The organism is Streptomyces sp. NPDC056361 (assembly GCF_042262805.1).
In the GTDB taxonomy this organism is placed as follows: domain Bacteria; phylum Actinomycetota; class Actinomycetes; order Streptomycetales; family Streptomycetaceae; genus Streptomyces.
This window is the reverse complement of record NZ_JBHJQI010000038.1, coordinates 43451-64985: the sequence shown is the minus strand read 5'-3', so window position 1 is coordinate 64985 and position 21535 is coordinate 43451. Positions and strand designations below refer to the sequence as shown.

Below are 21535 nucleotides of genomic sequence, written 5' to 3'. Positions count from 1 at the left end.
GGGTCCCGGAACCACCGGGACCCGATCCCACCTTCCGCCGGAACCGAACCGCCCGGCCATCCGACTCCTCCGAAGACGCGCCCGTCCGAGCGGCGCCCTCGTCGCGCCCTGGGAGGACGCCGGTGGACACCACCCGAGAACCGCCGCGGTCGCGGTCGCGGCCGGGGTCCCGGTCGCGGTCGCTGTCGCAGTCGCGATACTGGCAGCGATCTTGGCGGCGATCTCGGTGGCGACCCTGGTCGCGGCGACCGCGTACGGAATCACCCCGGCGGCGCGGATACGGGCCATCCGCGGCCCTCTGGGGGTTCCTGGCGCTCCTCGCGCTGGTCTTCATCGGGTCGTACGCGCTCGGCGCGGCCGTCGGGCCGATCGGCCAGGACGACCGCCGCCCGTCCCCCGCCCCCACGGGCGACCCCCGTGTCACGGAGCACGTGCACGGGGGTGGACACCCCTGACGGGTCACCGGGAACAGGGGGTGGTTCCCGTTCCAGCGGCGGGAGCGGCGGGTCAGGCACCGTCCAGGAGGGAGCCCAGGTCCCGGGCGAGCCGCTCGTACTCGCCGGGGTGGTTGTAGATCTGGCCGCAGACGCGGATGCCGCCGCCGTCCGGCCAGGGCCAGACGAGGACGCGGATGCCGAGGCGGCGCACGATCTCCTCGCGCAGGGCCTCCGCCTCGGGTTTGGTCCGGGCGAACCGGGAGGGGAGGCGGAGCGCCCGCATGGCGAGGCGGTCGTCGGCCGGCAGCGGGGTGACGCCGGGCAGTCGGGCCAGCAGCTCGGCACCGTGGGACGCGAGGGCGCTGTTGTGGGCCCGTACCCGCTCCGGGCCGAGCGCGGCGATCAGGTCGAGGCCCTCCGGCGCGGCGAGCACGCCGGTGTAGTCCACGGTGGCCCGGAACTCCAGGGCGCGGGGGAAACCGCGGTGGTCCTCCCAGGACGGTACGGGCGCGGGCACCCGGTCCCTGAGGGCGGGCGCGACGGCGAGGACGGCGGAGCCCGGAGGTGCGAATCCCCACTTGTGCAGGTTGCCGAACCACACGTCGGGCCGTCCCTCCAGCGGGGCGGCGAGCATGCCGGGCGCGTGGGCACCGTCCACGACGGTGGTCACCCCGCGCTCGGCGAGCGCGGCGAGGAGCCCGGGCCCGGCGACGATCCGCGCCGTGGGCGAGGTGATCTGGTCGAGCACCGCGACCTTCGTCCGGGGGGTCACGGCGGCGAGCACCGCCTCCCGCACCGCGTCCTCGTCCGGCAGCGCCGGGTCGACGGGGACGGTGACGAGCCGGGCCCGTCGCGCGGCGGCCGCGACCACGGTGCCGTAACCGTGGTCGGTGACCAGCACCTCGTCGTCGGGGCTCAGTCCGAGCGCGTCGAGGGCCAGGTGCGCGGCCTCGGTCGCGTTCGCCACGAGCGCGATGCCCTCGGGGTCCGCACCGAGGCGCGCGGCGATCCGGACCCGGGCGTCGGCGAGCCGGTCCGGGACGCCCAGGAAGAAGGCGTCCGGGTCGGCGGTCGCCTCGTCCGCGAACCGCCGCTGCACCCGGGCGACCGGCAAGGGCACGGCCCCGAAGGAACCGTGGTTGAGGTGGACCACCCGCTCGTCGAGCCCGAAGAGCTCGGCACCGCCGGGAAACACCCCCGCCGACACCTGCCCGCCCGACTCGTCGCTCTTCTCGTTGTCACCGACCACGCCCTGGAAGATACCCCCGCCAGGTGCCCTTTGCGACCGTCTCCCGGCCGGCCTGACGCCGCTCGGCCGTGACGGTCGGTACGGAGTGAGGACGGGCAGGCCCTCTTCGCCCCCGGCCGGACGCCGTACGGCTCGCGTACGGGCTCGCGTACGGGCCCGCGTGCGGCTCGCGTACGGCCCGCTTACGGCCCGCGTACGGCGAAGTCCGCGGCCCGCCGGACCACCGGCCCGTCGACCTCCGCGCACAGGTGGAGGACCGCGTCGTGCCGTGTGCATCGTGTGCGGATCCACGGGAGGTCTTGCACCGAGCCACCCTCGGACAGGCGCCCTCACGATCGCTCCACCATCCGGACAACGTCCGCTTTCGTACGGGGTCATTCACCCGAAAACACCACCGACTCCCGCCCTGGCAGCCACCTTTGACGATCCTTCGATCATGGTTGCGCTTCGTTCCGGCGCTCTGGAACTCTCCGTTCGACTCGTCCGACACAGGAGCAACGGAGGCAACCCCACATGCGCGCAAGGCGAATACGTCGCGCCTGGCTCACGACGGCGGCCGCGGCGTCGCTCGCGTTCACCGGTCTCGTGGCTCCGGCCCAGGCCGAGGACGTCCCTCGGGACGTCACGGACTCCACGGTCCAGGAGCCGCTGGCGGCGGAGGCCGCACCGGCGCCGTTCGCGGCCACCGCGTGGACGTCACCCGGCGGCGCGGCCTCGCCCGGTGACTTCACGATGTCGCCGGGTGCGCTGAACGGCGAGACCACCACGCGGGTCACGCGCCTGGACTCGGTGCTTCCGAAGTCGGGCGTGCAGAACCTGCTGGTGGGGGCCAACCGCACGGTGGAGCCGTGGTGTTCCCGCGACCCGTTCGGCACCGCGCCCGATCCCGACATCAAGTACTGCCTCCAGAGCGACGACTCCATCTCGCGCGAATGGGTTCCGCAGGGGTTCACCGGCGTCTCCGACGCCAAGGACAACGAGCTGTGGGGCACCGCCGGGAACATCCAGCTGTTCGCCTCGTACGACGGCTGGGACCCCGGCCGGGAGAACGACCCGAACCCGGCGGCCGGCGACTGCACCACCGCGGAGCTGGAGGCCGACGACGCCTGCAACCAGAAGGGCGTCCGGATCACCTTCGTACAGAGCCGGACCAATCCGGCCACCGGCAGCCCCGAGATCAAGTACCGCCACGTCCTGCTGGGTTGGACGTACATCAACTCCGCCGACCACGTCTCCTTCGACGGCCTGCACGCCTCCGAGTACCCGATCCAGAAGGGCGTCCACGCCGGCGGCATCGTCTGGTACGGCAACTACCTCTACGTCGCCGACACCCGCAACGGCCTGCGCGTCTTCGACATGCGCTACATCATGGACCTCGACCCGGACGGCGACCCGGCCACGCACGACGCCATGGGCTCCGACACCGACGGAGTGGCGACCACCGCCAACGTCCAGGACAAGACCAAGGTCGGCCGGCACGACAACGTCTGGTACAGCTTCGGCTACCGCTACGTGATGCCGCAGGTCGCCGCCTGGAAGTTCAAGGCGACGCAGGGCAACCCCACGGGCTCGTACGCCTGCGTCTCCACCGGCGCCCCCAAGGCCTCGTACATCTCCCTCGACCGCAGCACCACCCCCGACCGCCTGCTCATGGGCGAGTACTGCCGCCCCGAGACCGGCTACCCGTCCACCGGCCGCATCGCCTCGTTCCCCATCGCCGACCTCGAGGGACGCTCCGCCGACGTCACCGCCGAAGGCTGGGCCAACTACCTGCCGCTGACCAACGGCGGCGCGCAGGGCGCCGCGGCCGCCGGCGGCACGCTGTACGTGAACGAGTCGAAGGGCACCGACGAACCCGGCAACCTCTGGCGCTACAAGTGGAGCAACGGCCAACTGGTCCAGAGCGGCCAGGCCGTCAAGACCGCCCGCGGCGCCGAGGACCTCTACATCGAGCGCGGCACGAACCGCCTGTGGTCCCTCTCCGAACACCGCCCCGCCTCCGCGTCCGACTGCACCTCGACCCGCGACGCCTCCGACCCCGTGGGCACCGACTACTGCCAGCGCGTCCTCTACGGCCACAAGCTGAGCTGGCTCGACGGCCAGCCGTAGCGACGAGGTTCTCACCCACGCACTGCGGCACCCGCACGGTGTCGCCGGATGCCGTACCCGGACGGAGACCCCCCGTCCGGGTACGGCCACGGGCACGGGTCCGCACACGCGGACATCACGCCCCCAGCGTGCGCACGGCCTCCACGATCAGGTCCCAGAACGCGTCCGTGTCGACCCTCATCCCGACCTCGACGTCGGCGGGCCGTCCCGTCACCCCGTGCAGGTCCACCACGGTCGCGCCCCGGGTGTGCGTGCCGTCCAGCTCCACCGTCACCGCCGCCCTCACCAGGCTCGCCAGCGACGGGTCGATCAGGTGGGCCACGGTGAGCGGATCGTGCAGCGGGGGCGCGTCGAAGCCGTACACCTCGCGGTAGGTGGACGCGAAGTAGGTGAGGAGGTCCACGCACAGGGCGCTCAGCGGGGTGCCGAGCGCGGCGATCCTGGCGACGACGTCGGCAGTGGCCCGCACCTGGTGGGTGGCGTTGAGGCCGAACATCGTCACCGGCAGACCGCTGCGGAAGACGATGTCCGCCGCCTCCGGATCGCACAGGATGTTGAACTCGGCCGCGGGCGTGGTGTTTCCGCGCTCCGTAGAACCTCCCATGAGCACGATCCGCTCGATCCGCTCCGCGAGCTCGGGGTGGGCCAGCAGGAAGACCGCGATGTTCGTGAGCGGCCCGGTCGGCACGAGCGTCACCCGCCCCGGCTGCGCGAGCACCGTGTCCCTGATGAGGGTCAGGGCATCCCGCGCGTCCTGCGGCACGTCCGGCTCGCCCCGCGCGAACCCCGGCCCGTCCAGCCCCGAGTCCCCGTGGATGTTCCCGGCCACCCTGACCGGTCCGCACAGTGGCCGATCACGGCCCGCCGCGATCGGCACCCCCCTGATCCCGCCCGCCGCACACACCCGGCGGGCGTTGAGCGTGGTCTTCTCCAACGTCTGGTTGCCCGCGACGGTGGTGATCGCCAGCAGGTCGATCGCAGGGTGCGCGGCGGCCAGCAGGATGTTGAACGCGTCGTCGTGACCGGGATCGCAGTCGAGAATCACGGGAACCGGCATGCACCCACCGTCCCACACTCGTCCCGGCGGACGAAGGAGGCGACACCAGGAGGCGCGACTTCCCGCACCAGCGTGGATCGCGAACTGCTGTTTCGATGCGCAGGACATGATCAGCCGTCAGAATCGTCGCGTGACAGTGACCCAGGAGCACGTGGCGATGCAGAAGGCGTGGGACCAGCAGAGCGTCTGGTCCCAGAGCGCGAACCGGCTCAAGACGTCGGTGGAGGCGGCACGGTCCAGGGCACTGACGCTTGCCGTCACGGCCGCCGTGCTCGCCACGGCGGCCGCGCAGGCGATGGACTGGAACGCGGGAGTGGGCACGGCCCTGGCGTTCGTCGCCGCGCTGGCCGCCGGCGCGGCTCCCTTACTCTCCCACCGGGGAGGCCCCGGCCGCCTGAGCGACTGGATCCGTGCCCGGGCGGTGTCGGAGGCCCTCAAGGGCGAGGTCTACACGTGCCTCGCCGGCGTCGGGCCGTACCGGGAACGGGAGCAGGCCGTGACGCTGCTCGCCGACCGGGTCGACGCGTTCCGCAGGGACGCCACCGACCTCGTGCACCACACCTCGGGGCTCTCGCCGAAGGCCCGGCCACTGCCGCCGGTGGTCGACGTGGACAGCTACGTGGAGCACCGCCTGCGCCGCCAGATCGACACCTACTACCGTCCCAAGGCCGCCTGGATGCGGGCCAGGGTAGAGCTCTTGTACAAGGTCGAGCTCGCCCTGGGCTGCCTGGGCGCGCTGCTCGCGGCCGCCGCCGGCACGTTCGCGATCGGGGTGCTGGCCGCCTGGGTCGGCGTCGCCGCGTCCGTCACCATCGCGGTCACCGCCCACGGGATAGCGCAGCGGTACGCCTACCAGCACCTGGAGTTCCTCCGTACGGCCGAGGAGCTGGAACGGCTGCTCGGCCGCTGGGTGGCGGACGCCGATCGGAGCGAGGGCGCCGCCGCGGAGTTCGTCGCGAAGTGCGAGCACGCCATCTCCATCCAGAACGAGGCGTGGATGATCCGGTGGACCGTCGGTTGAGTGAGGACGCGCTGGACGACAGGGCTCGGCACTTCGAGTTCGAGCACTCGTACGCCGAGCTGCTCACTCCACGACGTCCCGCCAGGGGGGACACGGAGCCCGTCAAGGCGGCAGAGGTCTACGTTCCCCTGACCGCCGTCCCCATGCACGGGGGCGGTCCCGCGTTCCCCGCCGATCAGGTCATCGGCCCGCAGCGGCGCTCGGTGCTCCGCGGCGTCGCGGGATCCGGGAAGACGGCGCTGATCCGGAAGTGGGTCGAGGAGCGCGCTCGCGAGCTCGTCCTCGTAGCGGGTGAAGGGTTGGTGCCCTTCCCCTTCACCGTGGACTCCCTGCGGCGAGGACACTCCACGGGTGACGCGGAAGGGCTCCTGCGCGGTCTCGACGCTCCCCTTCCGCAGGACATGCCGCCGGGGTGGGTCGAGCGTGTGCTGGCGACCGGGCGTGGACTGCTCCTCGTCGACGAGTTCGACGAGGCCTCCCCCTACGACCAGCAGGTCACGGTCTCGTGGCTCTACGAGATCCTGTCGATCTATCCCGACACCGCCTGCCTGGTGGCCAAGCGCGGAAGGGACGTCGACACGGCGCTGGAGGCGCTCGGCTTCCAGGACTTCGACCTCCATCCGATGGACCTGTCCGACGTGCGGCGATTCGTCGCGCAGTGGCACGACGAGGCGCTTCCCTCCAGGAACATGAGGGCCACGGTCTGGTCCAACGACTCCTTCCTGCGGGACGTGGAGACGTACCCCGTCCTGAGGGAGCTGGTGGCCAATCCCCTGATCTGCTCGTACCTCTGCACGACGTACTACGAACGCGGCCTCCATCCTCCTCTGAACCGAGCCGAGTTGAGCCGTGCCATCCTCACGCTGTTCTTGAACCGACCTCCCGCCGTCCCGTTCGACGCGCCGGACGAACCGCCGCTCTCCGAGGCCCAGCAGGTAATGGTCCTCCAGCGAATCGCCGCGTTCCTGCAACGGAACGGGCTGCAGGAGGCCAGCCTCGCGCAGGCGCACCAGCAGATGGCGGTGGCCCTCGCCCACGCGTTTCCCTCCCTGCCGGAGGCCGACGCCGGGGAGGTCCTCGGACGGCTGGTCAGGCAGAGTGGCGTCCTGGCGTCGCGCGAGGCCCAGCACGTCGCCTTCACCCATCGCACGCTCCAGGAATTCCTCGCCGCGAAGGACCTCCTGGAAAGCGACTCCATCGGCGAGCTGCTCCGGCACGTCCACGAGGACCAGTGGGCGGACGTCTTCCTCCATTCCGTCGGATACGCGCGACCGAACGAACGGACCGGGCTCGTCGAGGCAGTGCTGCGCCGTGGCGAAGCCGAGCCCGACCTCAGGTGGCGGCTCTGGCCGCTGGCCGTCGAAGCCGCCGGCGAAGTGCCGGAGCTCGACCACCACGTCCACGAGCAGATCGAGGCGCGCATCGCGGAACTCGTTCCGCCCCGCAGGGTCGGCGACGCGCTCGCGCTGGCCCGCGCCGGGGCGCACATCATCCCGCTGCTTCCCGATCCTGAACAGTTGGATCCCGGCGATCCGTCCACAGAACTCCTTCTGCTCACCGTCGACACGATCGGAGGCCCGGCCGCCGAGGCCTACCGCTCGCAGGTCCCTGCACCCGCTCCGCCCCCTCCGGACCCGGCCTACGACACCGCTCCGCCCCGGTCCAGGCCCCGCTCCCTCTCCCCGCTCGTCGTCGAGACCTGGAACCACGACACCGTGGACCGGGCCCCCGCTGTCCGCTCCGTCGAACTCGTCGGGAACGAGGGGCGGGTGACGCACAGGGCACCCACGGACTCCGGGCACCGTCTCGTGTACCGAGGGGACGTCGAGGACTTCTCCGCGCTTCGGCGGGCGCCGCTCCTGCACACCCTCGTGATCGAGGACAACCCGTCCCTGACGCACCTCGACGACCTCACGGGGCTGCCCAGGCTGCGCACCTTGGTGATCTCCCGCTGCCCCGGCCTGCTCGACCTGTCGGCACTGGCCTCGACCGGCGTGATGTTCCTCGAACTCTCGCCGACACCGGAAGACCGGGTGCTCGTCGGGCTCACCTCGGCGAGTCGGCTGCGCGCCCTCTACCTCCCCGTCGAGGCGGTCCGCTTCGACTCCGCTCGGCTGGGCAGGCAACTGACGGGCGTGGCCGTGCTGCCGGGTCTTCGCATCGACGCGTGAGGGCGGGCGGCGCGGTGCAGAATGACAGGACTGGCCGGCGGCGGAGGTAGGGGAAGGTGCTGAGGTACGACAAGGAGTTCGACCCTGCTCGGGGTGGGGGCGACGGGACGCGCGAGCTCGTGTCCCGGTACGCGAGCGACGACGAGGTGTACGTCTTCGACGACGAGAACGTCGTGCTGGCCGTCAACGTCGCGCTCAAGACCGGCCGTCCCCTCCTGCTCTTCGGGCCGCCGGGCTCCGGCAAGTCGTCGCTCGCCCCGAACGTCGCCCGCGTCCTCGACTGGGACTTCCACCCGCTCGTGGTGACGGCGAGGACGGAACCCGAGGACCTGCTGTGGCGCTTCGACGCGCTGCGGCGGCTGAACGACGCCCAGGCCAAGAAGATCGGGCCCATCGGCACGTACTACGCCCACGGCCCGCTCTGGCGTGCCTTCAAGGCCGAGCAGGGCCGGCGGTCCGTCGTCCTCATCGACGAGATCGACAAGGCGGACCCCGATCTGCCCAACAGCCTGCTGGGCCCGCTGGGTTCGCTGTCGTTCCCGTACCCGTGGGACGACCGGCTGACCGTGTCCGCGCGACCGGGCCTGGAGCCCCTCGTCGTCATCACCTCCAACGACGAACGCGAGCTGCCCCGGCCGTTCCTGCGGCGCTGCGTCGTCTTCGTGCTCGAAGCGCCCTCGCGGGAGCATCTGCTGAAGGTCGCGGCCTCGCACCTGGGGGACGAGTACGACGAGCACCTCGCCGAGCAGGTGGCGGACTCCATCCTGTTCGCACGCGAGCGGATGGCGGATCCCGACGCCGGGCCGAGCACGGCCGAGTTCCTGGACGCGGTCAAGGCCTGCCGGCAGCTCGGCGTCGTACCGGGAACGGAGGAGTGGGACAAACTGCGGGCCCTCACGCTGTACAAGCGGCGCGAAGGACTGGAGCCCTTCGTATGAGCGCGCGGGGGGAGGTGTTCCTCGGCGACCTCGTTCGGGCCACCGCGGGGTTGCGGGCCACGGACGCCGAGACGGTGGCCGCCATCGCCGGTCTGCTCGGACTCGGGCCGGGCGTGCCCGCCCTGGCGCCGTCGCCCGCGACCGACCGGCCGTCGCCCGCGGCCCGGTCGGTCGGTCCGGTCCGCACGGCCGACGGCGCCGGCGTCGGGGCGGAGGGCCTGCACGTGGGCCGGGCCCCTGCCGTGCGGGCGAAGCCCGTCCCGGACCGGCCGACGGACGTGTCGCCGACACCTCGCCGCGCGCCCACCCCCGGACGTACGGCGCAGCGTGCCGACCGCCCCGTCGACTTCTCCCTCACGGCACACGACGGCTTCTCCGCACGGGGCGCGGCGTCGGCGGGCGTCGAGGACTCCGCCGTGCCGACCGGCCCCGAGGCCGGACTGCTCCGTCGCCACACGGTGACGACCGCGCTCCGCCATGAACCGCCGTGGAAGCCGGGCTGGGCGCGCGGGGTGATGTTCGGCGCCGTCGCGATGCCGGCCGAGAGCACCGTCTGCGACCAGGCGGCCCTCCTGCGCGGGGTCGCCCGCCAGAAGGCACTGGTGACGATCCCGCGCAGGCGGCGCCTGACCACTCGGCGCGGGGCGCAGCTCCTGCTCGACCACGGCAAGGCGATGGTGCCGTTCCAGGACGACCGGATCTGGCTGAGCGACCTCCTGGGCAGCATCGCCGGACGGGACAGGGTCGAGGTGCTGCGGTTCCGCGGCACACCCCGGCGAGGGGTGGTCCGGGACGATCCGCTCGCCCGTGACCCGTACCGGGCGCCGGCGCCGGGCACGCCCGTCGTCCTCTTCTCCGATCTCGGTCGGATGCGCCCGCCGTTCTCCGGGTCGACCGTCGCGGGTACGGACGAGTGGCACGCGTTCGTCGACTCCGTCGTGCACACGGGCTGCCCGATCGTCTGCCTGACGCCCTATCAGCCGTACGAGTATCCGGAGACGTTACGCCGGACCGTGGCCTTCGTCCCCCTCACGCGAGACATGTCGATCCGACGTGCGCAGGAGGCGACGGCGCGGGTGCGCAGGGCGCTGGGGCAGTCGTGACCGGGCGCGGAGAAGCACGAGGCGCGGAGCGGGCCCCTGTCCACGAGGACATGGAGGACTTCGTCGCGGAACTCGCCGAGGTGAGGCCCGAGCTCGTCCGGCTCGCCGAATGCCTGTGCCTCGCCGCCGGTGTCGAGCGGGCCTTCCTGCGCCGCGCCCGGCTGCGCTTCGTACCCGATTCCACCGCGGGTCTGGAGGCCGAGCTGTGGTTCTCGCCGCTCGTGGAGGCGGCCGGCGAGCACATGCTCCTCCTCGACGGCGCGGCGGCCGAGGTCCTGCGGCGCCGACTGGCCCGGAGGGATCCGGCATCGGCCGTGGGGATCAGGGAGTTCACCGAGGAGGCGCATCGCGAGTCACCGCCCGTGGTGCGCTGGTTCGAGGAGCTGACGTGGGAGGGGCTCTTCCCGTCCGAGACGACGGACCGGATCGTGCGGGCCGGACTCGGTCGGATGCTCGCGGCAGTCGCCGCCGACGGTGACGACGCGGCGGACGACCTCGGCCGGTGGGCGCTGCGCTACCTCCCCCGCCTGCCCGCGGCGGTGCTCGGTCTCGACGACGCCTGGCGGATCCAGGTCGCGTCCTCGGAGAGGCTCGGCATCGAGCCGCCGACCGACCGCTTCGAGCGTCCCTCGTCGGTCACCGAGAGCGCCCGTGCACTCGTCCGGCGCGAGGTCTCCGTCGGGGTACGGGCCAGGCCCGGCGGTGTGGTGGTCAGTTATCCGGCGGCCGCGGGCAGCCTGCCGGTACGCGCCATCGGCGGACGCACCGTGCGCCTTGACGTGAGGAGCACGCTGGTGCCGGTCCCGCAGGCCGCGCTCTCCCGCCTGGAAGTCCGGCGGGGACAGAGCGTCTCCCTGCCGGTCACCGTGGTGCAACGGCTGCACGGGTCGGGTGAACCGTTGATGAGCATCGCCCACCCGGGTACCGCGAGCGAGGTGGCCGTGGCGGCGAACGTCATGCCGGACGACGTGGACGGGGCGCGCAGGGCACGCGCCCACTACGCGGTCCTCATGAAGGACGGAACGATCGTGCTGCACGCCGGCGACGGCTCCGTGATCGACGAGGTGCCCCCGCCGCCCGACGGCACGGCACGGCACGGCGTGGCCCTGTCCGCCGACGGAACCTTGCTCGCCTGGATCGAGGGCAACGAGGTCCACCAGTACGCGCTGGAACCCTACGGGGTGGGGAGCGGGTCGGTGGCGACAGGTGACGAGACCATGGTGAGTCTCTCCTTCCACGGCGACTCCGAAAGACTCGCGTGGCTCTTCGTCGCCGACGGCGAGCTCGTGCTCCGGCGCTCCCTCTTGCCGGACATCCGGTGCGGTCGCCCGCGCGAAGGCATCAGTGCGACGTGGCAGTACCCGAGCGGGGACGCCGTGGCCGTGGTCGACGGGGAAGGCGACCTGTGGCTGCGCAAGGCCGACGGCTTGAGCTCGCCCCAGCATCTCCTGGGCACGGGCTTCACCACGGTGACGGGGCACGGCGACGGAGCGTGGATCATCGGCGGACAGCCCAATGGCGACGTGACCGCGTGGTCCGGGGACGGATCCTTGGAGTTCCTCGTGGGCACGGCCCCCTGGGCGGTCACGGACCTCGCCGTCAGCACGGACGGCCGGACGGTCGCCGCGGTCGGCGGAGACTCGCTCGTGCTGTTCTGGTACCTCGGCGATGACGAGCGGAGGATGTCACCGCGCCAGATCCGCCTGGCCTTCTCCGCGGACCGCGTGTTCCCCCACCGCAACGGCGGATGGATCGTGAGCGGGGAGGGGGGTCCGGTGGAACTGCGGACCGAGGACGGTCGGCGTCACCTCGTCACTCCCGAGTTCCCGGCGGAACCGCCCGCCCCGGGGGTGCCGCCGTGGATCCGCGGGTGCGTCATCGCCGAGACCGGTGACCTGGGAGCGGGCGGGGAGCGCGCCTCGGAACTGGTGGACTCGATGCGGGACATCGCCGCTGCTGGAGTCCGGTGCCTGGCCGTGGGCCCCCTCGTGCCGCCGCACTTCCTCGGCGGCGTCTGGACCACCGTGCCGCGCAGGGTGACGGCCGACGATCTCGAAACCGTTGCCGAACTCGTCGAGGCCGCCGATCGGCACGGCATCTGCGTCGTCGTCGACCTCCTCCTCCCCGAGGGCGAGTTCGGCAGGATGAGCCCGGTCGCCAAGGCCAGGATCTACGACGGTGTGCGCCGCTTGCTCGACCGGGGTGCGGGCGGCGTCCGCCTCCACGCCGCCGAAGGTACCGGCCGGCAGCTCCTGAACGACCTGCACCACCTCCTCGACGGGTACGAGGACCGCGTCCTGATACGCAGGAGCTCTCCGTCACCGGCCCTGATCGCCGACGAAGACCTCGAACCGGCGAGTCCGAGTGATCCGGGAGCCCTGTTCCACGTGGCGACCTCATCGCTCGGCGGAGCCCTGGCCCGGGGCGTCCGCGACGCCGAGCTCGGGTCGGAGGCATGGGCCGCGTTCGGCTCCGCTCTGGTGGAGGCAGGATCCGCTCCGACCTCGGCCCGTCCCGGCTTCCAGTGGGAACACGTACTGCCCGGCGGTCTCGACCCGGCTCAGCGGCGGCTGGCGGCCGCCGTTCTGCTCGGCCTCCCCGGCTGCCCCGCGCTGCCGCTCGACCTGCTGCGCGAGCCGGGGACCGCCGCCCTCCTGGGGCTGCGCCGTGCCCATCTCGCCCTCTCCCGAGGCACCCTGCACGTCTACCACGCCGGTCCAGGGACGTTGGCGACACTCCGTGAACACGGTACGGAGACCATCCTCTGCCTGGCGAACTCCGCCACCCGGCCCACGGTCGTGACCTTTGGTCCCGAGCGAATCGGGCGCCGGGAATCGTCCTCGCTCCTGCTGGACCTCGTCGACGGCAGCGTGTTCGACAGCCGTTCCGGGGATCCCGCGAGCGTGGTGATCCCCGGTCAGGGTGTCCGCTGGCTGCTGGTCCTCACCGGATCGCCCTCCGTCGGCACCGAGGGGTAGCGGCCATGGCACGTCCCCGGATCTTCCTCAGCCACAGCTCGTCGAAGTGCACCTCCGAGAGCGGGTGTCGCTGCGTCGAGTACCTGAATGCGATGGAGGCACATGTCCGTAGCGGCGGCTGTGATCCCGTGGTCGACAGGTCCGTCCTGATCGGCGGTGTCGAGTGGAACAAGAGGATCCTCAGGGAGGTGAAGAGCGCGCACGGCCTGATCGTCCTCATCTCGCCGCACGCGCTGAGCTCGTTCTACGTGATGGAGGAGGTGATCATCGCCACCGCCGAGCGGGTGGCCAGCGACGACAGGTACGGGATCATGCCCGTGCTGCTGCCCGGGGTACGGCGCGCCGACCTCAAGGAAACGGGGCTGGAGAAGCTGGACCTCGGGCGCTTCGACATGGTGGACTGGCCCGCCGCGGCCGGCCCGGAGGCTCCGCCCGACGAGATCCTCTCGGCCCTGCGCCCGCTGGTGGAGCGTATGGGAGGAGTGCCCCATCCCGAGGTCACGGACTTCGTGGCGGGGCTCATCACCGACGTCTCCGACGCCGCCCTGGAGAAGACCGCGTCGGTCCTCGGCGTCGCCACCCTCGCGTACGCCACGGACCACTCCCGCCACCTGGTGGCCCAGGGGCTCCTCACCGAGCGGCCGGTGCGGCACCCGGGCGACAAGTGCGCGCTGAAGGACGCGTTCAAGAGCTTCCTGCACCAGGTGAGGGAACCGGCGTGCCGCGCCGACATCGTCGACACCGTGGTCCCCTTCGCGCGCGTTCCGAAGGACGACGCCGAGGGCCTGCGGCGGGTCGCGTCGGAGGACGGGGACCGGGTCGCGCTGCTGCGGTCGACGCTCGGCGAGACGCCGGACATGTACGTCCGCAGGGCGAGCGAGAGCCCCGAACCCTGGGTGGTCCGCAAGCCGGTCCCCGGGATGGGCGCCCTGGGCTTCGCCGAGGAGCTGATCGCGGAGATCAGGGACGTGCTCCTCCACGAGATCCTCTTCGACATACCCTGCGACGACGCGACCCTGGACCGCTACCTCGCCCGTCACGAGGAGAGGTCGGGGCCCTTCACCATCGTCCTCCACCACCCTCCGGACGACCGGCTGCTGGAGACGCTGCTGGCCGAGTTCCCCCGCCTGCTGTTCCTCTTCGCGCACGAGCAGGCGGGGGCCGACTCCGGTGGCGGAACACATCTCCGCCTGGAGGGGATGACACTCGGCCAGGAGCAGGACATGGTGCGGACGCACCGGGAGTTCCGCTCGCGCCGGTGACGTACCGGCGCGGCGGGTCAGACCGCCGGCGCCCCGTCCTCCGCGGGCGAGGGGCGGCGGGCGTAGGTGAAGAGGTGGTCCTCGGGGGCGGCGCGGTCGTCGTCCGGGGCGAAGACCGAGAGGGCGTGGTGGAGGACGTCGAGACCGCAGTCCTCGCGTTGGAGGCGCACGTACTCGTCGACCGAGAAGCTGGAGACCCTGACCGTGCGGTCCATCCAGACGATCTCGACGTCCTCCACGTCGGCGGGCACGGTCGCCGTCACGAGGAAGCCGCCCGGCGCGAGCCAGCCGGCCATGCGCCGGAGGGTGGCGGCGGCCTCGGCGCGGGTCATCATCATGAGCGGGAAGAAGGCGCACACCGCGTCGAAGCTGCCGTCCGGCGGGTCGAAGGCGCGGACGTCGCACTGCTCGAAGCGGGCGTCGGGCACCTGCTCGCTCGCGAGGGCGACCATGGCACCGGACACGTCGATGCCGGTCACCTCGCAGCCGGCGCGCGCCAGGAGGTCGGCCACCGGGCGTCCGGTGCCGCTGCCGACGTCGAGGACCCTGGCCCCGGCGCCCAGCCGTGCGGTGAGCCACTCGACCGCCGCCAGCTGGGCCGGCAGCCGGACGAAGGCGCGCTCGTACTCGATCCCCAGGCCGTCGAACAGCTCCGCCGCCGTGACCGGTCGCCCCTTCGTACCGTCGTCTTCCATTCCGTGTCCCTTCCGTCGTGGGTGCGCGCAGGGTGATGCGCACACGGGATGCGTACACGGGGTACGTACCACGGGCGGGCCTACCCACCCGGGGACATCGGAGAAATCCGGCCGCCTCAGCGGTCCGCCCCAGCGGTCCGCCCTAGCGGTCCGAGAGCGCGAGCTCCACGATGACGTGCGTCCCGCCCGGCCGGACGTCGACCGTGCAGCGCCGCGCGTGCGCCCCGACGATGTCCAGGCCCCGCCCGCCGCAGGCGAGCTCGCCCTCGTGGCGGGGGCGGCCGGGGCGGAGCAGCCAGCGGCCGTTGTCCCTGACCTCGACGCTGAGCGTCCCGAGGTCGACGGAGAGCAACAGCGCGACCTCCCGGCCGCCGCTGTGCCGCACCGCGTTGCCGACCAGCTCGCTCACCACCAGGCGCAGGGCGTCGTCGATGCCCGCCGGCAGGCCCCAGTGCGCCGCCATCCCCCGCGCGAACCGCCGCAGCGCGGGCACCGAGGCGGCGGTCGCGACCGCCAGGCATCCCGCGGTCCGCCGCACGGCGAACGACGGGTCCGGTCGGTGCGGCGGGCGGTTGGCGGGCCGGTCGTCGGTGAGGACGGCCTGGCCGAGGTGCGGGATGGTGGGCATCGGGTCTCCCGGGACTGCGGATGGATTCCCCCGCTCTCCACAATCGGGGCCGGACGCCCGGGAAACAATCCGGGGCGGCGGCTTTAGGGGTACGCACACCAGGGGGCGGGAACGGGAGTACGCAGGTCAGGCGGGTGGGGGCGGGCGGCGGCGGGGTACACAGGGTAGGCGTGCGGGAGCGGCGGCAGGGCCGGGGACCACCGGGGGCGGCAGCAGGCTCGCAGAGCCGGGAACGGGCGGGGCAGGGACCACGGAGCATGTCACGCGTCCGGGCCCTGGTCCGGATTCCGGTCCCGGTCCCGGCCCTGGCCCTGGTCCGGATTCCGGTCCCGGTCCTGGCCCGGGTTCTGATCCCTGTCCTGGTCCTGGTCCGGCGTCGCGAGGGCGTCGCCCACGGCCTTGCGGGTCGTGCGGAGCTTGCGCAGCACGCTGGCGACGTGGTTCTCGACGGTGCGGGGCGACAGGAAGAGGGTGTCCGCGATGGATTGGTTGGTGGCGCCGACGGCGAGGAGTTCCGCGACCTGTCGCTCGCGGGGTGAGAGGCGGTCGCCGTAGCCGCGGCGGCCGGGGGTGCCGGGGCGGGTGAGGCCGAGGTCCTGTGTGAGGTGGCGGCAGCGGGAGACGTCGGCGTGGGCGCCGAGTGCGGTGTAGGTGTCGACGGCGGAGGTCAGGCGGGTGGTGGCCTCGTCGGGCCGGTGGGCGAGGGCGAGCGCGTGGCCTTGGCGTTCGGCGGCGTGTGCCGCGTCGTAGGGGCGGCCGATGTCCAGCCATCCGTCTCGGGCGGCCTCGAAGTGCTCGGCGGCGCGGGCGGGGGCGTCGTCGAGGGCGAGGAGTCCGCGGGCCAGGTGGATCTCCGCCTCCGCCGCCGGCGCGTCCCGGCCCCTGAGCCCTTGGTGCGCCTCGTCGACGAGGTGCTGGGCCGAGGGGCGGTCGTGGCAGGCGAGGGCCGCTTCGACGGCGAGGGGGAGCAGCCCGGTCGCCTTGGGCCAGGACTGGGCGCGGCGGAGTACGGCGAGGGCGGGCTGGGCGGCGGCCCAGGCGTCCTGGGCGGCGCCCTGGGCCAGCAGGACGGACATGCGGCCGGCGGTGGCGCGGAGCTCGGTGCTCACGGCGATCTGCCGGGCCCCGTGCTGGGCGGCGCTGTCGAAGCACTCCCGTGCGAGGTCGCGCTGCCCTCGGGCGAACGCCGTCGTGCCCAGGGCGAGCAGGCGCTCCGCGTCGGGCACGCCGATGTCCGGGTAGGCGGCGATCAGGGCGTCGAAGCGGTCTTCGAGGCCGTCCCAGCGGCCGGCGAGCGTGTCCAGGGAGAGTTCGAGGACGCGTCCGTAGCACTCGACGATCACCGCGCCGGCGCGGCGGCCCTGCCGGCGGCTGTCGGCGATGAGGGCGGCGGCGCGGGTGTCGTGGCCGAGTCCGATGGCCGCCTCGGCGACGTTGTGGAGGGCTCGGGCGGTCTGCCAGAGCTCGGCCGGGGAGTCGGTGTCCCGGGGCAGCCGGTCGAGGAGGTCCCAGAGGGTGTGGTCCGCCCGCCAGCTGAGCAGGGTCAGCCGGGTGGCCTCGAAGGCGGCCTGGAGGGCCTCGCCGCCGGTGGCGTCGAGGGCCTCCCGGGCCCGTTCCATCCAGCGCGCGGACCATTCGGGCCCGGCGCGTTCGTCGAGGGCGAGGGCGAGCATGCCCCGGCCCGCCGTCACCGGCCGCTCGGCGAGTTCGTCGACCGCGATTTCGAGTTCGCGTACCCACGACGGGTTGGCGGCCTCGTTCAGGAACAGCAGGCCGAGCCCCAGGCGGATCTCCCCGCGGACCGCCGTCGGGAGGTGCGGGTCCTCCACGAGGCGGCGCAGCCGTCGGGCGGCGGAGGTGAAGTCGACGCCGTTGTACGCGATCCGGGCGAGCGAGGTGGCCGCGCGGGAGCGGCGCTCGGTGTCGAGTCCGGGCTCGTCGAGGATCCGGTGGAGCAGTGCGGCGGCCGTGCCCTGGTCGCCGACGGCGGCGGCCTGCTCGGCGGCCTCCTCGGCCCGGCGCAGCCACGCGGTGCGGTCGCCGAGCGACAGGGTGTGGTGGGCGATCTGGACGAGCGGGGCCGGTGTCAGCTCCTGGAGCGCCGTCACGGCCGAGCGGTGCAGGCGGCTCCGCCGGGGTGCCGGGACGTGCCGGTACGCGACCTGCTGGGCCAGGACGTGCCGGAACGCGTACCGGTGGTCCTCCGTCTCGACGAGCAGGGAGCTGCGCAGTGCCTCGATCAGCCCGTCGGTGCCGGTCTCGGCGTCCAGTCCGGCGACGGCGGCGAGCAGTGCCTCGCCGGAGGGGACGGCGAGCACGGCCGCGGCGTCGACGATCGCCGCCCCGGCCGGTGACAGTCCGGCCAGCCGCTCGGTGACCGCCTCCCGCAGTCCCTTCGGCACGTCGGTGTCCCGGAGGCGCCGTACCGCGTCCCGCTGGTCCGCCGTGCCGCCCTGCTCCGCGAGGGTGAGCAGGTCCTCCTCGGCGACCAGCGGCAGACCCTCGCTCCGCTCGTACAGCGCGGACGCCAGCGCGGGCGTGGCGACCGGTCCCAGCGCGGCGGACGCCAGTTCCCGGATCTCCTCCGCGGTGAGCGGCGCGAGCCTGATCACCGCGCCGCCCGCGCCGGCCGGGTGCCGGTACGCGGCGCCGAGCACCGACGTGTCCGGTGGCAGGTCCTCCGCGCGGTAGGTGAGGACCAGGCCGAGCTCGGCCGGCAGGTCGCGGGCCAGCAGCAGGAGCAGGTCCCTGGTCTCCTCGTCGACCCAGTGCATGTCCTCGATGATCAGCACGGTCGGCCCCAGCGCGGCGAGCAGCGCCCGCACCCCGTGCACCAGCCGGAGCCGCTCGGCCTGCTCCCCTCCCACCCCCGGCGGCGCGGCCGGCAGCCGGTCCGCGAGACCGGGCAGCAGCCGCCCCAAGGCCCCGACGGCCTCGGGCAGCCCGCCTTCCGGCAGCCACGGCCCCGCCTTCGTCAGCGCGTCGGACACCGGTCCGTACGGAAACGGCTCGCGCAACGGCTGGCAGAACCCGACCAGCACCGGCCCGCGCCCCTCCGCCCGCAGCGCCGCCGCGGCCTCGCCCACCAGCCGCGACTTCCCGATCCCCGCCTCCCCCTCGATCAGCACCACCGCGGGCGGATGCCGCACCGCCTCCATGAGCAGCTCCAGCTCCCGCCGCCGCCCCACATAACGGAACGTACCCACCACCGCCGCCGCTCCCTCGCCGAGTGACCCCGCCACACGCTCACCCACCTCGCCCCCGTAAGCCCCCGGCCCTTCCAGCCTAGGCTCGCTCGCCGCGGCGGACGACCGGGCGCGGGCCCGGGCCCGGACTCGGGCGCCCTGACGACGGCCTGTGTGCCCGGGCCGGTGCCGGCGGGGTCGGGGGGAGGCGGGTGCCGACGGCCGAGGGCGGCATGAGGAGGGCGCTGCGCGGACTTCCCCGGAGGTGCTCCTCGGTCGCCTCCCCGTCGCAGGCGGGGCGGGCGGATTCACGGTGCCACGAAGCGGAACTCCGGGCCGTAGTTCTTGCCGCCGCCGTCGGGGATGGGACGCTTCATCAGGTCCCGTGCGGGTGAACGGAGAAGACGCATCTGACGGATCGCCTCGTCCAGCCGGTCCGTGGCCTCGCCCTCGTCGGTCTGCTCCCATGTCTCTTCGAGGGCCTTCAGCATGGCGCTGTAGATGCCGTTGACCTTGTCGAGGAGGGTTGTCACGTCGTCTGCGGGCGCGCCGGGGCCGGTCCGCGGCCAGCCTCCCTGGGGCACGACGCCCATGGGGAGGACGGGGGGCATGGGGACCACAGGGCCCTGGAAGTCCCACTTGTCGGGGTGGCCCTCGGGGTGTACGAGCTTGCGTCCGTGGACGATCTCCAGGAAGGCGTAGTAGTGGGCGAGCTCGCCCGCTGCACCGGGGTGCGGGTTCTCGGGCGACACGGACGTGCCCTCGCCCTGCTCCTTGATGACGGCGATGGCCGCTTCGACGTCCGCCGGTGTGCCGAGGCGGTCGAGGCTGTTCCCCGCACCGTGGAACTCCATGTCCTTGATCACCTGTCGAGCCCCGGTGATGAACTGCGGGTTCGCCCGGAAGGTGTCCCGGATCGCGGTGTAGAAGGCACCGATCGAGGTGTACGCCGCGGGGAGCGACCGTACGATCGGGTCGTCGGGTTCCTCGATGCTCGCGTACATCTTCACCGATTCCGGCGTCAGCCCGCTCAGGTAGACCTTCAGGTCGGGCCGGACTCCGCCGGGCAGCGGGCCTGGGTACGTCGGCACCAGCGCCTCGTCGGCGAGGCGGGGGCTGCCGCCGATCGTGGTGAGCAGGTTGCACGCGATCCCGAGATGGGACATCTCGTCGAAGACGATCGCGCGCAGGGTGCGGGACACCTGGGTGTTCCCCGCGGTCGTGGTGTCGATGGACCACATGCCGCACAGGTACGGGGGGAGGGTGGCGAGCTCCAGCTGGATCGCCTGCTGGACCGCTTCCTGGAGCCAGCCGAGGTCCCGCTGTTCCGCGGGCCGCCGCATCAACTCGACGATGCGGGTGTTCTGGGCGAACCGAACGGCGTTCATCGCCGGCCTCCTTGTCTTGCGGATCTCTCCGCGCTCGATGGTCGGTCCGTGCCGTCACCCCGGCGTCAGCGCCGTCCGATCGGGATCATCCGGCGCGAACCGGAGGGAAGGTTCGGCCCCGAGCTCCGCTCGCCACAGGTGCCGGGAGGTGGCGGAGGAGGACGGGCGATTCCTGCGGGCAGCGCAGGAGTTCGTGACCGACGCGGGGAAGACGCTGCGCGTCGCCGCACGGCGGCACGGGGTCGTCGTGGCGTTCCAGCCGGAACCGGCCGGGCAACCGCACGCCGAACTGCCTTGAAGGAGAAGGGGAGGGAGTCATCTGCCGTCCCTGGGGGCTCTTCGGGACACGCGGTCCCTGCTTGCGCCACCGAACCCATCATAGGTCGCCGGACTGTCGGGGGCCCGTCGTCGCGGAACGGCCGATGTGCGGGCGGCGGTGCGGGCTCGGATGATGGAAAGGGGCAGGGGAAGGGCCTCGAAGGTCACGGCCCGTTCCCCGCAGGAGATCGCGAGGACACGGCGCGGCGGAACCGCACCGCACCCACGGACCTACTGCGGCGATCTGGAGCAGTCCCCCGCCTCCCGGGTCGAACTCGGTGGCTTCGAGGGCGGCGCGGTGCTGCGGGTCCGCTTCCCGTCGGACCTCTCCCTGCCGTCCCGTACGACCGTCGACATCTGCCTCGTACTCAAGGAGCCCACCCTCGCGGTCGACTTCTCCGCGGAGCTCTCGGGCGACATGGGCGTGGAGGGATGCCTCGGCGTCATCGCCAAGAGCATCATGACGAACGCCGCCCTCCTCGGCGAGCCGGTGCACGCGGGTGTCGCCCGCAACGACGCCACCGGGGAGCACGAGCTGTACGTGACCAAGCCCTACCTCGAGAACGGCATGTTCGTCGTCCACTTCGGCAAGGGGGCGTGAGGCGCGGCGGCCGTCGGGCCGCCGCTCCGGCTGCGGGGTGACGCGTACGGAACCAGAATGAGAAGGCGGTGCGCTTCCGCTCCGCCGGGCCCGCTTCAGCTCTCCTGGACGGATCAGGGCGATGGAGCCGAACATCAACCCCAGCCTCTTGTCAGCCGAGTTGACGCCCCGCGGGGTCGGCACCGTACTCGCCTCGCCGTCCGAGCTGCCCGCCGTCGACGTCACCGCGCACGTCGACGGCGGGGACGGGGCGAGCACGCTCCAGCGGGTGCGGGTGTCGGAGCGGTCCGACGCGCGCGGGCCGACGCGGGCCGGCTACCTCGCGAGCCTCGACCGGTACGTGCAGGACGACATCCGTATGGGGCGCCCCTGAGGGCTCCCCCTCCGCGAGCCCC

16 protein-coding genes are annotated in these 21535 nt (G+C 72.9%); 10 read left to right on the top strand and 6 right to left on the bottom strand.

Features of this window, described 5'->3' with window-relative positions; genetic code table 11:
- Positions 1-507: 507 nt before the first annotated feature.
- On the bottom strand, positions 508-1686 hold the full coding sequence (locus ACFCY7_RS15290) for an aminotransferase class V-fold PLP-dependent enzyme (protein WP_376484957.1): 1179 nt from the start codon (positions 1684-1686) through the stop codon (positions 508-510).
- A 513-nt stretch (positions 1687-2199) separates the two neighbouring features.
- On the opposite strand from ACFCY7_RS15290, the gene ACFCY7_RS15285 reads away from it, so the two are divergent.
- Complete coding sequence (locus ACFCY7_RS15285; protein ID WP_376484954.1) at positions 2200-3795, top strand: hypothetical protein; 1596 nt, start codon at positions 2200-2202, stop codon at positions 3793-3795.
- A gap of 115 nt (positions 3796-3910) precedes the next feature.
- On the opposite strand, the gene ACFCY7_RS15280 is transcribed toward ACFCY7_RS15285, so the two are convergent.
- On the bottom strand, positions 3911-4852 hold the full coding sequence (locus ACFCY7_RS15280; RefSeq protein ID WP_376484952.1) for a nucleoside hydrolase: 942 nt from the start codon (positions 4850-4852) through the stop codon (positions 3911-3913).
- A gap of 130 nt (positions 4853-4982) precedes the next feature.
- Between ACFCY7_RS15280 and ACFCY7_RS15275 the strand changes: the two genes are divergently transcribed.
- The 6 genes from ACFCY7_RS15275 to ACFCY7_RS15250 are packed head-to-tail and all read left to right on the top strand — an operon-like array spanning position 4983 to position 14325.
- Positions 4983-5873 (top strand): DUF4231 domain-containing protein, encoded by an 891-nt coding sequence (locus tag ACFCY7_RS15275; protein ID WP_376484949.1) that lies wholly within the window; start codon positions 4983-4985, stop codon positions 5871-5873.
- Positions 5870-8044, top strand: coding sequence for an NACHT domain-containing protein (locus ACFCY7_RS15270; protein ID WP_376484946.1), 2175 nt, complete (start codon positions 5870-5872; stop codon positions 8042-8044). Before ACFCY7_RS15275 ends, ACFCY7_RS15270 begins: the two co-directional genes overlap by 4 nt.
- Before the next feature lie 56 nt (positions 8045-8100).
- Positions 8101-8982 (top strand): AAA family ATPase, encoded by an 882-nt coding sequence (locus tag ACFCY7_RS15265; protein ID WP_376484944.1) that lies wholly within the window; start codon positions 8101-8103, stop codon positions 8980-8982.
- Positions 8979-10085 carry a hypothetical protein gene (locus tag ACFCY7_RS15260; protein ID WP_376484942.1) on the top strand — a complete coding sequence of 369 codons (1107 nt, stop codon included), beginning with the start codon at positions 8979-8981 and terminating at the stop codon, positions 10083-10085. The genes ACFCY7_RS15265 and ACFCY7_RS15260 overlap by 4 nt, the downstream gene beginning before the upstream one ends.
- A gap of 50 nt (positions 10086-10135) precedes the next feature.
- Entirely contained in the window at positions 10136-13063 is a 2928-nt protein-coding gene (locus ACFCY7_RS15255) for a hypothetical protein (RefSeq protein WP_376484939.1), read from the top strand.
- Between the two features lie 5 nt (positions 13064-13068).
- Positions 13069-14325 (top strand): TIR domain-containing protein, encoded by a 1257-nt coding sequence (locus ACFCY7_RS15250; RefSeq protein WP_376484937.1) that lies wholly within the window; start codon positions 13069-13071, stop codon positions 14323-14325.
- A 17-nt stretch (positions 14326-14342) separates the two neighbouring features.
- Here ACFCY7_RS15250 and ACFCY7_RS15245 read toward each other — a convergent pair whose 3' ends face one another.
- The 4 genes from ACFCY7_RS15245 to ACFCY7_RS15230 all read right to left on the bottom strand — a co-directional run bounded on the left by ACFCY7_RS15245 (position 14343) and on the right by ACFCY7_RS15230 (position 20221).
- Entirely contained in the window at positions 14343-15020 is a 678-nt protein-coding gene (locus ACFCY7_RS15245) for a class I SAM-dependent methyltransferase (RefSeq protein WP_376484934.1), read from the bottom strand.
- A 142-nt stretch (positions 15021-15162) separates the two neighbouring features.
- A complete protein-coding gene (locus tag ACFCY7_RS15240) occupies positions 15163-15648 on the bottom strand; it encodes an ATP-binding protein (protein ID WP_376484931.1) in 486 nt (161 codons plus the stop codon).
- Between the two features lie 260 nt (positions 15649-15908).
- Complete coding sequence (locus ACFCY7_RS15235; RefSeq protein WP_376484929.1) at positions 15909-18854, bottom strand: AAA family ATPase; 2946 nt, start codon at positions 18852-18854, stop codon at positions 15909-15911.
- 287 nt (positions 18855-19141) lie between these two features.
- Positions 19142-20221 carry a ferritin-like protein gene (locus ACFCY7_RS15230; RefSeq protein ID WP_376484927.1) on the bottom strand — a complete coding sequence of 360 codons (1080 nt, stop codon included), beginning with the start codon at positions 20219-20221 and terminating at the stop codon, positions 19142-19144.
- A 148-nt stretch (positions 20222-20369) separates the two neighbouring features.
- Here ACFCY7_RS15230 and ACFCY7_RS15225 point away from each other — a divergent pair, with 148 nt between their 5' ends.
- From ACFCY7_RS15225 to ACFCY7_RS15215, 3 genes are all read left to right on the top strand, one after another.
- The gene (locus tag ACFCY7_RS15225) at positions 20370-20519 is read left to right on the top strand and encodes a hypothetical protein (RefSeq protein ID WP_376484925.1); all 150 of its coding nucleotides are present in this window, start codon (positions 20370-20372) and stop codon (positions 20517-20519) included.
- Between the two features lie 150 nt (positions 20520-20669).
- A complete protein-coding gene (locus tag ACFCY7_RS15220; RefSeq protein WP_376484923.1) occupies positions 20670-21140 on the top strand; it encodes a hypothetical protein in 471 nt (156 codons plus the stop codon).
- Between the two features lie 121 nt (positions 21141-21261).
- Entirely contained in the window at positions 21262-21513 is a 252-nt protein-coding gene (locus tag ACFCY7_RS15215; protein ID WP_376484920.1) for a hypothetical protein, read from the top strand.
- The last annotated feature ends 22 nt before the right edge of the window (positions 21514-21535 follow it).